The following is a 15987-nucleotide window of genomic DNA, read 5'->3' on the forward strand; positions in this document are numbered from 1 at the left end:
TTTCTTTTGTTGACCGATTGCCATCCATTCTGTACACTATAAGAAGTTTTGATTATTTTTATAAAGGTGATTATATGCGTATTCAAATAAACGGCATTCAAGATGAGAGATTTTATCGACCAATTCAATTAATTTCTAATTTATTTTTTGAAGATCCAGAAGTTATATATGAAGAAACGGATTCAAATATAGATGTTACGTTTCACATTCATGTTCAAAAAGATTCCGTATATATCACCGGTCAGCTACATGCGGAAAGGAAAACTTTGCAGGCCGAACATAAGAAAGAGCTTAATGATTTGCGAAATGATAAAGAACGGTTTAAACAAGTGAAAAATACTTTGTCGTACGTTTATTTATCACTCTTGCAAAATTATACAGGTATTATACAACAATGGGGAATTTTAACGGGCGTCCGTCCAACAAAGCTTTTCCATAAAAAAATAAAAGAAGGATTCACAAAGGAAGAAGTTTACCGCCTTTTAAAAGAGGAATATTTAATTACAGATGAAAAAATCCGTTTAATGGAACGCATTGTCGATCGGCAATTAAGTGTTGTTCCGGATTTATACGAGCTGCAAAATGAAGTAAGCATTTATATTGGTATTCCGTTTTGCCCAACGAAATGTGCATATTGTACGTTCCCTGCCTATGCGATCAATGGGAAGCAAGGGAAAGTCGATTCCTTTTTAGGTGGCTTACATTATGAAATGCGTCAAATCGGCCGATGGTTAAAAGAAAACAATATTAATATTACGACGATTTATTATGGTGGAGGAACACCAACAAGTATTACTGCAGAAGAAATGGATTTATTATATGAAGAAATGGTCCATTCCTTTCCGAATGTCGAAAACATTCGCGAAATTACGGTTGAGGCTGGCCGTCCCGATACCATTACGCCAGAAAAGCTAGAGGTCTTGAAAAAGTGGAACATTGATCGCATTAGTATTAATCCGCAATCTTATATTCAAGAGACGTTAAAAGCGATCGGCCGCCACCATACTGTTGAAGAAACCATTGAAAAATTTCATCTCGCAAGGAAAATGGGGATGAACAATATCAATATGGATTTAATTATCGGCTTACCTGGTGAGGGTGTCGAAGAATTCAATTATACGTTAGCGGAAACGGAGAAGCTATTGCCTGAGTCATTAACGGTTCATACGTTATCTTTTAAACGAGCATCCGAAATGACGAAAAACAAACAAAAATATAAAGTGGCAAGCCGAAATGAAATTGAACAGATGATGGAAAATGCTGTTCAATGGACGGACAAGCATGGCTATGAACCTTACTATTTATATCGTCAAAAAAACATATTAGGAAACTTAGAAAACGTCGGCTATGCTCGAAAAGGACATGATAGTCTTTATAACATTATGATCATGGAGGAACAGCAAACGATCATAGGATTAGGTTGCGGGGCATCAAGTAAATTCATTCACCCAAAAACAGGAAAGATCACACACTTTGCGAACCCGAAAGATCCGAGATCATACAATGAAGGATACGAGCATTACACAAATGAAAAATTAAAGATATTGGAGAAATTATTTTTAGGATGAATAAAAATTTGTTTAGAAGGCTTGGGCTGATGAATCGTCCAAGCGTTTTTCTTTTTCAATTGGATAGAAAATGATAAAAGTAGTATTATAGGACCATTCGTTTTTTACGTCAAAAATATGATATCTTTTTTATAGGATGTTTTCGTAAACTTTGTTGATTTTCGACTGTCTATTTGCTGCTTTAATCACATGGAATTAAAACACATGTATCGTTTCATCTTTTGCTGTGAGAACTGAGACTTGAAGCAATCGGCGGACGACCAATTGCCTTTTAGAAGCCATTCATTTATCACAACATTCATGCCGATAAGAGCTTTATAAAAATGATTGAGGTGGAAATATGCTCGACCCACTATTATATTTAACTTTTTTTCTCGTTTATTCCATTTTTATTTTAATATTTGGGAAGCATGGGTTTAATAAAACAGAGGATTTGAAGGAATATTTTTTAGCTGGGCGCAATCTTTCTTTATTCCCAAGTGTAGCTTCATTTTACTCGACTTGGTTTAGTTCGGCATCGATATTAGCTCTTCCAGGGCTCGTTTATGAAAATGGGATATCTACTTTTTGGACGACGGCTATTGCGTGGATGCTAGGAGGAGTTTTACTTTTTTTGATCATTTCGAAGCTTTATTCCTACGATGTTTTAACGATTCCTGAATTTCTTGCCATTCGTTATCAAGCTCCTATTCTACAAATAGGTGTTGGTGTCATTTTAGTAGTCAGCTATGTTTTATATATCATGTTGCAAATAACTGGATTTGGAATTGTCGTCAGCAGTTTATTGGAAATACCTTATTCTCTCAGTATTTTCCTCGTCTACTTATTTATACTATACACAACGTTTGGAGGACTGTATTCCGTTGCCCGAACTGATATTTTTCATTTTATCCTCATCTTCCTATCAACTATTGTCGGTGCTAGCTTAATGATTGAAAAAGCTCATCGCATTCCATTCATAGAGCAATTGCAGTTATTGGAAGAGAATGGGCAATTACCAGCAGATTTCTTTTATTTCTTTCCCAATACTTGGTCATTCGTTTGGGTTTTATTGAGCGCTTTTTTCGCTCTTGGTTTAGGTGTTGCGGCAAACCCTCAATACGGAATTCGATTAATCTCTGCAAAGTCGGCGAGAGTAGCCCAGAAAATGTTGGTGATAAGCTTTATATTTATTTTCATTACATACTGTGCCATATTTATTTTAGGAATCGGTTTAAGGGCTTTAGCTCCTGACCTTACTTTTCAGCGCCATGATGAAATTTATCCTTATATTATTCATCACGAAATGGCTTCTCCATTAAAAGGGTTTATTTTTATTAGTATTATTGCGGCATCTATTTCAACAGCCAACTCTCAATTACTCATACTAGCAAGCAGCTTTGTTCATGACATTTATGGACAAATAAAAACACAACCTTTATCTAACGCCAAATCTTTGAATATGGTTCGTGCTACCATTTTCCTGTTCGGTTCCATTTCTTTATTGTGCTCGCTATTTCAGCCGCAAGCGATTGTATTGATGAGTGGACATATTTGGGGTTTGATCTCATCTATGTTATTTTTTCCTGTTTTTGGGGGTCTTTTATTAAAAAATGTTACGAAAAAAAGTGCGGTATACTCCAGCTTGTCTGGTGTCTTAACATATATCATTGGATTTCTTTTCATTCCACCTCAAGTTCAGTCAATCATCCATCCGGTTTTGCCCGCCATCGTGATATCAGGGTTATGCTACTGGTTAGGAAGGAAGGGTCATAGGTGAATTCTTCAATTGAGAGAAAAATACTGTTTCCTTTTCTGGCGATTGTGTTAATTCCGGGAGTCATTATTGGCTTAACATCCATTTGGTCTAGCTATCAATCGGATAAACAACAAAAAATGATCCAAATTGAAAAAGAGTTAAGAGAGTTAAATGAGTATGTTCAATATTTAGATGAACAAATCAAAAGTGGAAAGCTATTGGAAAGTGAAGCAAAGAAATTAGCGAAAGAATTAATTGATCGACATTCCAACATTTACTTGCGCAATGAAAAAGGGACGTTATTATATAAAAATAAAGTTATCGACGATCAAACAAAAAAATGGGCAGGAATAGAGAAGACAAAAAAATGGGAGGAACAATTTGGCAATGAAAAATGGGTGTTTGTTGAAAGGTTGGAAGCATTTAATTGGATCCTCTATATTCCTGTTGAATTTTCTATTTTTTCGGAGTCACTAATCAATATACAAAAATATACATTATTGATCGTCATTATTTCTACAGTTATCGCCATGGAATTAACGATTATCTTATCTCACCATCTTTCCAAACCGATCGTCCATTTAGTGAAATATTGCGAAAGCATTCGCCAAGGACGCATATGGCGGGAAAATGATGATATTAGTATGAAGCGTTCAGATGAAATTGGGGTTTTAAGTAGGGAATTGAAAGAAATGGTCAATACTTTACAAAAAAGAAATCAGCAGCTGCAAAAGTTGCAACAGATAAACAACACCATTTTAAATAGTACTCATGTTGGAATGGTATTAGCACCGAATGCATCTGCAACATGGCAATTAAATGAAATGGCAAAAAGAACTTTCAACCATTTTTACATTTTAAAAGAGAAAGTCTATCAATTTATTTTAAAAAATCAACACCATACAGAAAGAACGGAAGAAATATGGGAATTCAAAAATGGTTCAGAAAGAGCTTATTTTGCCGCTAATTTAATACCAATTACAAAAAAAGGGGAAATTCTTCAATATCTTATTTCATTTGAAGATATTACGAAAAGAAAAAATCTAGAAAATCAATTGCAGCAAATGGAACGATTAGCTTCGTTAGGAGAGCTGGCATCAGGGTTAGCTCATGAAATACGAAACCCTTTATCAGGTATTAAAACAACGGCAGAACTATTGATGAGAAGGCTAAAGCTTGGTCAAGATCATCGATGGCTATTTGAAAACATTTTAAAAGAAATTGACCGTGTCCAACAAATCATTACTCACCTTTTGCAATTATCGCGTCCAATTAAAACGAACCCAAGGAAAGTAAATGTTGAACAAGTTTTTAAATCAACGATTGCTTTATTAGAAGGGTTAGCTGAACAACAAAAGGTAAAAATCGATTATGAGTGCGAAAATGTCGAATTATGGATTGATTTGGAGCATTTAAGACAAATTTTATTAAATTTACTGTTAAATAGTATTCAAGCTATGCCAGATGGAGGAAAGGTTGCGATTAAAGCTTTCCAACAACAACATACTGCCGTGATCATCCTTCAAGATTCAGGGGTAGGAATAGATCAGGAAATCATTTCTAAAATATTCAATCCATTCTTTACAACAAGGAATGAAGGAACAGGTCTTGGGTTATCCATTGTCCATCAGCTCGTTGTACTCAATAACGGAGACATTCATGTTGAAAGTGAGGTTGGTATTGGGAGTACATTTACGTTGCGTTTTCCGATGAAAAGAAAGGGGGAAAATGATGAAAATATTAATCATTGATGATGAAGCTACATTACGCTTATCTCTGCAAATGTGGCTACAAGATTTAGGATATGAAGTCAAAGCTGTTGACAATATGAAAGAGGGATGGAAGGAAATCGAACATTTTTCACCAAACATTCTTTTGCTAGATATTCGTTTGCCTGATGGAAATGGAATTGACATGTTAAAAAAAATAAAATCAGACTACTTGGATATAGGGGTTATTGTATTAACTGGATATGGCAATACTCGATCGGCAGTGGAAGCGATGAAAAGCGGAGCATTTGATTATTTAACGAAGCCTTTTGAACTAGAAGAAATTGATATAGCCATTAAAAAATATATTGAACAGCATAAGCTTGAATTGGAAGTTGAAAGGTTTCGTGAAAAGGAAAAACGTGCTGAAGCAGAAATGATAGTTGGGAAAAGCCCGGCTGTTGAAACTTTAAAAGAGGAGCTGTCACTTGTGGCTAAAAGCCCTAATACCACTGTTTTAATACAAGGAGAGACAGGGACTGGAAAAGAGTTGGCTGCAAAAAGTATTCACAATATGAGCAGCCGTCAGTCCAATTCGTTTGTACCAGTGAATTGTGGTGCGATTCCATCTCATTTAGTAGAAAGTGAATTATTTGGGCATGAAAAAGGTGCTTTTACAGGAGCAAATCAGAGAAAAAAAGGATTAATAGAATTAGCAGATGGCGGAACGCTCTTTTTAGATGAGATTGGGGAGCTGTCGCTAGAAATCCAAGTGAAGCTGCTGCGGTTTTTAGAAGATAAAAAAATTAAGCGAGTAGGTGGAGTGAAAGACATTGAAGTTGATGTGAGAGTCATCGCCGCAACTAATCGTCCGCTTGAAAAAATGATACAGGAAGGGACATTTCGCTCTGACTTATATTATCGATTAAATGTTGTTCCGATCAATATACCACCGCTTCGCGACAGAGGAGAAGATATTATTATCTTAGCTGAATATTTTTTAAAGCAGTTCAGTTTACAAATGGGAAAGCAGGAGCCTTTTTTGTCTTCTCAGGCTAAAGAGCAGCTTATGAAATATAGCTGGCCCGGAAATATACGAGAATTGAAAAATATTATGGAGAGAGTCGTCATATTAAATCATGACGAAACGATTGAAGAGCATCATCTCCATTTTCTTAATAAAGGGGAAGAACAACACGAAAAGTTGATGGAACAAGATCCATTACTAGATCGAGATTTTTCACTTGAAAAATATTTAGAAAAAATTGAAATAAGATTTATTGTGGAAGCGTTAAAACTAGAAAAATGGAATATTACAAGAGCTGCTGAAAAGCTCGGTATTAGCCGTTACGCCTTACAACGGAGAATTGAAAAATATAACATTCATTAACTGTGCGAAACCGCTCGAAGTGAGCGGTATTATTGTGCGGTCATTAAAGAAATATCAGAAAAATAAAAAAAGACTTATTGTTTAGTGGATTTTAAAATTGGCATAATTTTTGCATAGATCATTATGATTATACGATTCAAACAAATGAAACTTTGATAAAAGGAGGAAGCTAGATGGGAAAACGGGATTTAGAGAAAATATCAAATGGAAAAGGGAATAGTCGATTAAGCATTCAATTAGGGGCTGCTTTTTTAATGGCCACATCGGCGATTGGACCTGGTTTTTTGACTCAAACGGCGGTTTTTACTGAGCAGCTTCTGGCAAGCTTTAGCTTTGTTATTATTATGTCGATCATTTTAGACATTGGGGCACAATTGAATATTTGGCGTATAATGACGGTTGCGAATAAAAAAGGGCAAGAGATAGCGAATCTAGTATTACCAGGGTTAGGATTTTTACTTTCTTTTGCTGTTGCATTAGGAGGACTTGCTTTTAATATCGGCAACATTGGTGGGGCCGGTCTTGGATTCAATGTATTATTTGGATTAGACGCTCGAATTGGAGCAGTGATCACCGCGCTCATTGCCATATTTGTCTTTTTATCAAAGGAAGCTGGGATGGCGATGGATAAAATTACAAGATATTTAGGTGCTTTAATGATATTATTAATGTTATATGTAGCGGTAGTCAGTAAGCCACCTGTTGGTGAAGCGGTCGTACATGCTTTTGCTCCAGAGACGATTGATATGTTTGCCATTATTACTTTAGTAGGTGGAACGGTAGGTGGATATATTACATTTGCGGGTGGACATCGATTGTTAGATGCAGGTATATATGGAAAAGAAAATTTATCATACGTGACTAAAAGCTCTTTATACGGAATTGGTGTAGCCTCTCTTATGAGAATCTTGTTATTTTTAGCTGTATTAGGCGTCGTATCAACAGGGTTTCAATTAGATCCTGCTAATCCTCCAGCATCTGTATTCCAGCAAGCGGCAGGAACATTTGGATATAAAATATTTGGAATTGTATTATGGTCTGCAGCCTTAACTTCTGTAATAGGAGCAGCTTATACTTCTGTTACATTTTTACAAACGATTTCACCGAAAATCAATCAAAATAGAAAAAAAGTAGTAATCGGATTTATCATCGTTTCAACACTTATCTTTGCATTGATTGGGAAGCCAGTAAAGCTTTTAATACTTGCAGGGGCCTTTAATGGATTAATTTTACCGCTTGCGCTTGGTACGATTCTAATTGCAGCCTATAAAAAGTCCATTGTTGGAACATATAAGCATCCAATTTGGCTTACAATCTTTGGTGCACTAGTTTGCGTCGCAACAGCTTATTTAGGATTTAAAACATTAGTGGATCAATTGCCAAAACTATTCTCGTAACATATAGGGGGAGATTTTTTGGAATTTACGTTTCACCCACTTGGAGATAAAGCGATTCAGCTTCAATTTTCCCATGAAATCTCAGAAGAAACGATTCAGCGTATTCGAGCGTATTCAGCATTTTTAAAGGAAGCGCCGATTCAAGGAGTTATTGAATGGATACCAGCTTATACAACGTTAACCATCCTGTATGAACCAGAGGTTATATCGTACGAACAACTGAAAAAGAAATTAGAGCAAATAAAAGGACAAACGGCATTTGATTCTTCAAGTCCAATTGTTTATGAAATTCCTACTTATTACGGTGGAGAATTTGGACCCGATTTATCTTACGTTGCACAATACAATAACATGACAGAAAAAGACGTTATAAAGCTTCATACGAGCGTTGATTACTTAATCTATATGATGGGATTTGCCCCGGGGTTTCCTTACTTAGGAGGTATGCCGAATCAAATTGCAACGCCAAGGCTTGAACAACCTAGAAAAAAGGTTTCGGCAGGCTCTGTCGGAATTGCAGGCGAGCAAACAGGTATTTATCCGCTAGATTCTCCTGGCGGATGGAGAATCATTGGAAAGACTCCAATTAAACTATATGATCCAAGGTTAGAACAACCGATTTTACTCTCACCCGGACATTACTTGCGTTTTAAATCGATTACATTTGAAGAATATGCTGCGATTGAAAAAGAAGTTCAACATGGAACATATCAGATCAAGACCTATGCAAAAGAGGAGGCTTGAGCATCGATGAGAACAGTTGACTTAAATTGCGATTTAGGTGAAAGCTTTGGACACTTTCAAGTAGGTCATGATGAAGAAATTTTAAAATATATTACATCTGCTAATATCGCCTGTGGCTATCATGCAGGTGACCATAATGTGATGATGAAAACGGTAAATCTTGCGAAAGACCTTAATATTCAAATTGGGGCACATCCTGGTCTTCCAGATTTAGGAGGCTTTGGACGGCGAGAAATGAATATTTCTCCTGATGAAGTTTATAACCTTGTCGTTTACCAAATTGGAGCCATGCAGGCTGTTGCGAAAGTGAATCAAGTCGAACTTGGTCATGTAAAACCACATGGAGCCTTATATAATATGGCTGAAAAAAATAAAGAATTGGCAAAAGCTATTGCGAAAGCTGTGAAAGATGTTGATCAAAACCTTGTTTTATTTGGTCTTTCAGGTGGATTTCTTTGTGAAGCTGGAAGCGAGGAAGGATTAAAAACAGCTCATGAAGTATTTGCTGACCGAACGTATCAGCCTGATGGAAAATTAACACCGCGATCAAAGGAAAATGCACTTATTCATGATCCAGAGGAAGCCGTTCATCAAGTGCTGCAAATGGTAAAAGAACAAAGAGTAACGGCCGTTAATGGAGAGATCATTCCTATTCAAGCTGATACGATCTGTGTACATGGCGATGGTCCAAATGCACTTACATTTGTTCAGCATTTGTGCAAAACATTAAAAAATGAGGGGATTATCATACAAAGTGTAAGGATGAAGTAGCATGAATCAACCATTATTTGAAGTAATAAAGCCAGGATTACTGACAACTATTCAAGATTTAGGAAGATATGGATATCAGCAATATGGAATTGTTGCAGCAGGAGCTATGGATTCTTATGCAATGCGGATGGCGAATGTATTAGTCGGAAACGATTTAAATGAAGGAGTATTAGAAGCAACAATGCTAGGTCCTTCCTTGCTGTGCCTTCATGATGCAGTCATAGCTATATGTGGCGGGGATCTTTCTCCTATGGTGAATGGCTCCCCCGCACCATTATGGAAAAGCTTTTTAATTAAAAAAGGGGAAACTTTGACTTTTCATGCACCAAAAAATGGGGCTAGAGCGTATATAAGTGTTTCAGGGGGATTTGATGCTCCACGTGTATTAGGAAGCAAATCGACATATTTAAAAGCGCAGCTAGGAGGATATAACGGAAGAGAGCTTCAAAAAGGAGATATATTATCTGGTTCTGGGGAAATGAGTAAAAAAAATATTGGAAGAAGCTTACACCCCCAATTAATCCCTATATATGAAAAGAATATAACAGTGAGAGTTGTATTAGGACCGCATGAACATATGTTTACGGAAAAAGGGATCGAAACCTTCCTCACCACTACTTATACTGTCACTCCTCAATCAGACCGCATGGGGTACCGTCTAAGTGGAGCCAAAATAGAACATGTCAGAACAGCTGATATTATATCTGATGCCGTCCCATTAGGTGGGATTCAAGTTCCGTCAAGCGGGGAACCGATCATTTTAATGGCAGACAGACAAACGACAGGCGGCTATACGCGAATTGGAACCATTATATCTGTTGATTTGCCGAAGGTTGCACAATTGTTGCCTAAAAGCACAATCCGTTTTCAAAAAGTTTCCGTAGCGGAAGCACAGCAATACGCTCTCCAAGAGGCAAAGCTATTCAAAATATTCACTTTAGCTAACATTTAAAAATTTAACATAGAAGGCCATCAAAAGTGAGCTAGGATCGCATTTGTTTTGAGTTTATCGACAATTTCGTTGGTAATGGAAGATACTTTTTGACCTTTTTTCCTAGCTCACTTTTTACTTTTGAAGCACCGAATGTGATTAGTTTTTATTGTTATAAATATGATCTTTTGATTTTTGAGGTAATTCATGATGACAAATCGATTCCAATTCTTCGATCATATCGTGAATAGATAAAATCTCAAACAAGATAATCGATTTTGGAGAGAAATGATGATGATATTTTTTCGGTTTATGATAGGTTAGATCTTCTTTAATATTCCAAAACTGTTGATCTAATTGTTCGATAAGCTGGTAATGCTCAAATGGAATATATCGACAATAATTTCGCAAGATGGAAATGATCGATTTGAATGCAGCACACAGCTTTTCTTTTTCATCTGTTGTCCATTCGGTTGGAGCGGTTTTGACATAAATTAAATTCCCGAGATGATAGGTTATTTGCTGTAGAATCGTTAGTTTCTTTTGATCGCGATGAAATTGGCGCATTTCCTTTTTCGTATGACGATGATATTTCCAGTCTTGTTGCTGATATTGGATAAAGGTTAACGCTTTATTTAAATCCTTTGTTAGTTTATCAAAGTTTCGTACAGTTGCCCGATATCCCTTCGAATCTCCTATTAATTCTTTTGCTCGTTGTTCTAGTAAATCAGCCGCTTCATGAAAAAGAGAATTCATCTGTTTTGTGATGAAATGTGTGTAGTTTGGCGGCAAAATAAAAAAGTTCACAAATGTGGAGACGGTAATACCAACAGATGTTGTCGCGAGTCTTGTTAAAAAAGCTTCGAGATAATGAGTTTCCGTAATAGGAATCATTGCAACAGCTGTGATCGTTGCCACTAGAGTGCCAGCTTCTAAACGTAATTTTTGACATGATACGATCGTCAACATCGCTGAAAGGGCATATGAAACAGGAGAATGGTCAAAAAAAGAAGTAAGGGTCATAGAATAGGCTGATCCAATGCTGGAGGCAAAAAACCTTACGATCCCTTTTCGAAGGGAATCATGGGCTGTTGGCTCAATGGTGACAATTGCTGCAATGACAGCAAAAATTGTTGGGATATCGAATAAATTGCACATTATGACAGTTAAGAAGACAGCAATTCCAGTTTTAATCACTCTTCCCCCGAAAAGTTTCGATTGTATGTTTCCAAGCATTTCAAATCCCCTCGTCATCCTGTAAATGCTATTTAATATTATAGTATCAATTTTATTCAAAACACAATTTTTCATTGCCTTCGGAGGATATCCATTTTAAATGAAGCTACTTTCTGTTTTATCATTAAATCCGACTATACCGATATTCTTTTGTTTTAAAAGGAATGATATGACGTTATTTACAAAGGGAAGAAAATGCATTAGAGTATGATTTAAATATTATACAATGTATACTATTTTATGTTAGACATCTGCTATTTCTGTATTATGTAGTTGAGGTGAAGGCTGATGGGTGTAAACGATCATAAAAGCAAAGCAAATTTGCCGATTCGTTGTAAAGTAGTGACCGTTTCAGATACTCGAACAACAGAAACTGATAAAAGTGGTGCACTAATTATCAATCTGTTAAAACAACAAGATATGAACGTCGTCGACTATGAAATTGTCAAAGATGAACGTGACGCCATTCAAAAAGCGATTCGTTCAACACAAGAAGTAGATGCTATTTTATTGAATGGTGGAACGGGATTTACGAAGCGTGATGTGACAGTGGATGCTGTACAAGAGCTTTTGGATAAAGAGATGGTTGGTTTCGGTGAGTTGTTTCGGTTTTTAAGCTATGAAGAGATTGGAAGCGCTTCGATGCTGAGTCGAGCCATTGCGGGTTCAATGGATCAAAAGGTGATTTTTTGTATGCCAGGCTCAACAAATGCTGTTCGGCTGGCGATGGAAAAACTAATTTTACCTGAACTTCGTCATCTTGTATGGGAGCTTCATCGACAATGAAAGACTTGATCGGCATCGTTTTAGCAGGTGGACAATCAAAACGATTTGGCAAACCGAAAGCACTTGCCAAAAGAAACGGTAAAGAATTTATTTTATATAGTGTCGAAACATTACGTTCCATTACAAAAAATATTATCATCGTTGTCCACCCAGAACTAAAAAAAAATTTACCAGTAATCGATCAAGCTATATTCATAACCGACATTGAGCCTTATAAAGGAAAAGGGCCTCTTGCGGGATTATTTTCTGTAATGTCTCAATATGAGGCGAAGTGGTATATGGTCTTACCGTGTGATGTGCCTTTTATCAATGATCATATTTTGAAAATCTTGCAATTGTATCAAGATGAAAAGTGGGATGCTATTTTACCTCGTGTGAATAAAAGAATTCAGCCACTCGTTGCCCTGTATCATCGTCGTGTAAAGGAAGAAATCAAGTCGAGATTAGAAAGAAACGAACTGAGCATGAAGTATTTACTTGACAATATACAGGTGAAATATATTGATCTAATAGACGAACAACCGTTTATGAACATTAATACGAAAGAGGAATATGAAAAATTTGTTCGATGAAAAGGGACATACCGTTTCTTATTAAGGACCAAATAAATACGCTCTTTTCTAAAAGATTTGCTTTACTAGCTTTTCGACTGTCATAGGTAAGAGACACGCTTGCTATGTCACGTATTCCTTTTTGTGATGACCTATACGGCACTTATTAAGGGACATTGTGTTCATAATCTGAACATATTAGGATTAGTAAGAAAGGAATGGGGAAAGTGCGAAAGCCAATAAAAGTGGAAGAAGCGATTGAACGGGTTATGAATGAGAGTATGGAGGGGGAGCGAGAATACGTATCACTTGAAGAAAGCTATGGTCGTGTGTTAGCAGAAGATATGAAAGCGACGACAGATGTTCCATGGTTTGATCGTTCCCCGTATGATGGATATGCTATTTTTGCAGAAGCAACACAAAATGCGTCGACGAATTCCCCTGTATTGTTAGAAGTCGTTGGAACAGTTGGAGCCGGTTCAGTTTGGGAGGAGCCGCTCAAGCCAAATCAAGCTGTCAAAATTATGACAGGTGCAGCAATTCCAGATGGAGCAAATGCCGTCATTATGGTTGAATTAACAAAAGAAGTTGTCAAAGACGGAAAAGCGTATGTGCAAATTAAACGAAAAGTCTCAAAAGGAGAAAATATTTCTCGGATTGGCGAGGATATGCTAAAGGGGAGTTTGCTCGTTGAAAAAGGAACGGTCATCAATCCAGGAGTTGTAGCCATTTTAGCAACATTTGGCTATCATCGGGTGCCTGTCATGAAAAAGCCAAAAGTCGTCATCATTGCAACTGGAAGCGAGTTATTAAATGTGTACGAACCGCTTGAAAAAGGGAAAATTCGTAACAGCAATTCCTATATGCTGCAAACACAAATATTACGAGCTGGAGGAGAACCTGTTGTCTTTGGAAAAGTAAAAGATACCTTTCAAGAGACATACGAGGCCGTAACAAAGGCGATGGAAGAAGCAAATATCATTGTGACAACAGGTGGGGTTTCCGTTGGAGATTTCGATTTTTTGCCAAAGGTGTATGAAAAGCTTGGCGCGAAATTATTATTTAACAAAGTAGCAATGCGCCCAGGAAGTGTCACCTCAGCTGCGGTATTAGACCAAAAAATGTTGTTCGGACTGTCTGGCAACCCTTCAGCCTGTTATGTAGGATTTGAACTGTTTGTCCGTCCATATTTAAAAGCGATGCTTGGCCAAAAAAATTGTTATTTAAAAAAGGTTCAAGCAGTTTTGAAAAAGGATTTTACGAAAGCGAACCCTTTTACTAGATTTGTGCGTGCTAAACTTTCTTACGATGATGGAATGTTGCAAGTAGAACCTATAGGAAAAGATAAATCCAATATTGTTTCTTCATTAATAGAAGCAAATAGTTTAATTGTTTTACCAGGTGGCACACGAGGATTTCAAGAGGGAACGAAAGTGGATGTTCTTTTGCTTGAAGATGAACAAGGAGCACGGAATTGGCAATGATCATTCTACAAGTTGTCGGATATCAAAATAGCGGAAAAACAACTCTTATAGAGAAATTGGTCAGAGAGTTCACGAATCGAGGGGTGAAGGTCGGAACTTTAAAACATCATGGACATGGAGGAAAGCCAGAGCTTCCTAAAAAAGACTCAACACGTCATTGGGAAGCAGGAGCACTTGTTTCTGCGGTTGAAGGAGATGGGACTCTCTTTTTGACAGCAGCAACTCATAATAGTTGTAATTTATCAAAGCTTATTGAATTGTATCGTCATTTTGAAATAGATTTATTGCTCATCGAAGGATTTAAAAATTCCCCATATCCAAAAATTGTTTGCATTCGTGATGAGTGCGATCTTCATTTATTACAACTTCAAAATGTTGTCGCTTCGATTAGTTGGGTACCGTTAAATGAGGGGAATTCGTTTTTCATTTCTGAAGAAAAAAAATATATAGAATGGATTATTCAGTATGTTAAGGGGGAAGGAAATGTTTGCGATTGTGAAAGAACCGATAGATGTCACTAGTGTCATTAAAGCAGTCACGAATCGAAATGCTGGAGCGATCGTAACGTTTATCGGTACGGTAAGAGAATTAACGAAGGGGAAAAAAACGTTATATTTGCAATATGAAGCATATGAATCGATGGCCAAGAAAAAGCTTGAACAGATTGGATCTGAAATTATTAGCCGATTTCCAGAAGCAAAAGTCGCGATTGTCCATCGTATTGGCCGTTTAGAAATCTCAGATGTGGCAGTTGCCATAGCTGTTTCAACCCCGCACCGTGCTGATGCTTATGAAGCAAATCGGTATGCGATTGAGCGCATCAAAGAAATGGTGCCAATTTGGAAAAAAGAGCATTGGGAAGATGGGGAAACATGGATTGGGAATCAACAAGGAACAATCGAATACGAAAATGGTTATCCAAAGGAGGGAACAGAATGATTCGTATTTTACTTTTTGCACATTTGAAGGAGCAATTGAATGCAGAGGAAATCACTTTGCCTTTTCCAGAATTGACTGTACACCAACTTCGTCAAGAGCTTAAAGATCGCTATGGACTGTCATCGGTTTCTTCCCTTATGATTGCCGTTAACGAAGAATTTGCAACAGATGATGAAATGATCAGAGAAGGAGATGTCGTTGCTCTCATTCCACCGGTGAGTGGAGGATAAATATGACTCGTTCCTGCTTCATTTAACATTCAAAATGAATGGAAACGATGCTTAAAGGAAGCTGATTGTAAAGAAGGAATATAAGCTTTTCACCGTTTTTACAGAAAATAGATAAAAGAGTGGCGGTTCTTTTCATGATGAACCGCCGAAAATTTGCGTATGTTAACGATGGAATAAAATTAATTTTCCACTTGAGGATGTACAGCGGTGCGTCGTTTCTAAATAATTATGCTCTCGCAGTTTTTCTGTTCCAATTTTTTTTGCTTCATTTTCATTTTCTGCCTCAAACGTTTCATCAAGTAATTTTTCCCCTTTTTGATTAAAAACCGTTAGCGTGTATGTTGGCATGAAAACTTCCTCCTTTCATTCTGTATAATAAATTTCAATCTTATAATAAAAAAATCCTTCCTCTTTTTAGATTGAGCCAATTTCATAATTGCTCTTTTTAAAAATACAAAAACCTACAGAATTTCTTAATTGTATTTTTAAAAACAGAAATCATGCAGCTTGTTG

General features: G+C 36.8%; 16 protein-coding genes. 14 read left to right on the plus strand and 2 right to left on the minus strand.

Translation table 11 applies throughout. The annotated features are described in order from the left end of the window. The first annotated feature begins 74 nt into the window (after nucleotides 1-74). The 8 genes from J2S06_RS10250 (at nucleotide 75) to J2S06_RS10285 (ending at nucleotide 10269) form a co-directional block, all read left to right on the plus strand. Entirely contained in the window at nucleotides 75-1568 is a 1494-nt protein-coding gene (locus J2S06_RS10250; RefSeq protein ID WP_419152215.1) for a coproporphyrinogen III oxidase, read from the plus strand. A 340-nt stretch (nucleotides 1569-1908) separates the two neighbouring features. Then, complete coding sequence (locus tag J2S06_RS10255; RefSeq protein ID WP_044893192.1) at nucleotides 1909-3327, plus strand: sodium:solute symporter family protein; 1419 nt, start codon at nucleotides 1909-1911, stop codon at nucleotides 3325-3327. Further along, nucleotides 3324-5057 carry a sensor histidine kinase gene (locus J2S06_RS10260; protein WP_419152216.1) on the plus strand — a complete coding sequence of 578 codons (1734 nt, stop codon included), beginning with the start codon at nucleotides 3324-3326 and terminating at the stop codon, nucleotides 5055-5057. Before J2S06_RS10255 ends, J2S06_RS10260 begins: the two co-directional genes overlap by 4 nt. Beyond that, nucleotides 5038-6405 carry a sigma-54-dependent transcriptional regulator gene (locus J2S06_RS10265; RefSeq protein WP_160299091.1) on the plus strand — a complete coding sequence of 456 codons (1368 nt, stop codon included), beginning with the start codon at nucleotides 5038-5040 and terminating at the stop codon, nucleotides 6403-6405. Before J2S06_RS10260 ends, J2S06_RS10265 begins: the two co-directional genes overlap by 20 nt. A gap of 173 nt (nucleotides 6406-6578) precedes the next feature. Next, a complete protein-coding gene (locus tag J2S06_RS10270; protein WP_044893194.1) occupies nucleotides 6579-7802 on the plus strand; it encodes an NRAMP family divalent metal transporter in 1224 nt (407 codons plus the stop codon). Between the two features lie 18 nt (nucleotides 7803-7820). Continuing rightward, complete coding sequence (gene pxpB, locus J2S06_RS10275; RefSeq protein ID WP_044893195.1) at nucleotides 7821-8546, plus strand: 5-oxoprolinase subunit PxpB; 726 nt, start codon at nucleotides 7821-7823, stop codon at nucleotides 8544-8546. 6 nt (nucleotides 8547-8552) lie between these two features. After that, nucleotides 8553-9317 (plus strand): LamB/YcsF family protein, encoded by a 765-nt coding sequence (locus J2S06_RS10280; protein WP_419152217.1) that lies wholly within the window; start codon nucleotides 8553-8555, stop codon nucleotides 9315-9317. Nucleotide 9318: 1 nt separating this feature from the next. Next, nucleotides 9319-10269, plus strand: coding sequence for a 5-oxoprolinase subunit C family protein (locus J2S06_RS10285; protein WP_419152218.1), 951 nt, complete (start codon nucleotides 9319-9321; stop codon nucleotides 10267-10269). Between the two features lie 138 nt (nucleotides 10270-10407). Here the strand turns inward: J2S06_RS10285 and J2S06_RS10290 are convergent, their stop codons facing one another. Then, on the minus strand, nucleotides 10408-11484 hold the full coding sequence (locus tag J2S06_RS10290; protein WP_419152219.1) for an aromatic acid exporter family protein: 1077 nt from the start codon (nucleotides 11482-11484) through the stop codon (nucleotides 10408-10410). Nucleotides 11485-11772: 288 nt separating this feature from the next. Here J2S06_RS10290 and J2S06_RS10295 point away from each other — a divergent pair, with 288 nt between their 5' ends. The 6 genes from J2S06_RS10295 to moaD all read left to right on the plus strand — a co-directional run bounded on the left by J2S06_RS10295 (nucleotide 11773) and on the right by moaD (nucleotide 15474). After that, entirely contained in the window at nucleotides 11773-12270 is a 498-nt protein-coding gene (locus tag J2S06_RS10295; RefSeq protein WP_419152220.1) for a MogA/MoaB family molybdenum cofactor biosynthesis protein, read from the plus strand. Next, nucleotides 12267-12842 (plus strand): molybdenum cofactor guanylyltransferase, encoded by a 576-nt coding sequence (mobA, locus tag J2S06_RS10300; protein WP_419152221.1) that lies wholly within the window; start codon nucleotides 12267-12269, stop codon nucleotides 12840-12842. Before J2S06_RS10295 ends, mobA begins: the two co-directional genes overlap by 4 nt. A 197-nt stretch (nucleotides 12843-13039) precedes the next feature. Further along, nucleotides 13040-14305, plus strand: a complete 1266-nt coding sequence (locus J2S06_RS10305; RefSeq protein ID WP_419152222.1) for a molybdopterin molybdotransferase MoeA — start codon at nucleotides 13040-13042, stop codon at nucleotides 14303-14305. Then, entirely contained in the window at nucleotides 14302-14826 is a 525-nt protein-coding gene (gene mobB / locus J2S06_RS10310; protein ID WP_419152227.1) for a molybdopterin-guanine dinucleotide biosynthesis protein B, read from the plus strand. The genes J2S06_RS10305 and mobB overlap by 4 nt, the downstream gene beginning before the upstream one ends. Beyond that, nucleotides 14789-15244: a molybdenum cofactor biosynthesis protein MoaE gene (locus J2S06_RS10315; protein WP_419152223.1), complete on the plus strand. Its 456-nt coding sequence runs from the start codon at nucleotides 14789-14791 to the stop codon at nucleotides 15242-15244. The genes mobB and J2S06_RS10315 overlap by 38 nt, the downstream gene beginning before the upstream one ends. Then, nucleotides 15241-15474, plus strand: coding sequence for a molybdopterin converting factor subunit 1 (gene moaD / locus J2S06_RS10320; protein ID WP_044893204.1), 234 nt, complete (start codon nucleotides 15241-15243; stop codon nucleotides 15472-15474). The genes J2S06_RS10315 and moaD overlap by 4 nt, the downstream gene beginning before the upstream one ends. 162 nt (nucleotides 15475-15636) lie before the next feature. Here the strand turns inward: moaD and J2S06_RS10325 are convergent, their stop codons facing one another. Further along, nucleotides 15637-15822: a YhzD family protein gene (locus J2S06_RS10325; protein WP_044893205.1), complete on the minus strand. Its 186-nt coding sequence runs from the start codon at nucleotides 15820-15822 to the stop codon at nucleotides 15637-15639. Nucleotides 15823-15987 lie beyond the last annotated feature (165 nt).

Source organism: Bacillus alveayuensis, assembly GCA_030812955.1.
GTDB lineage: Bacteria > Bacillota > Bacilli > Bacillales > Aeribacillaceae > Bacillus_CB > Bacillus_CB alveayuensis.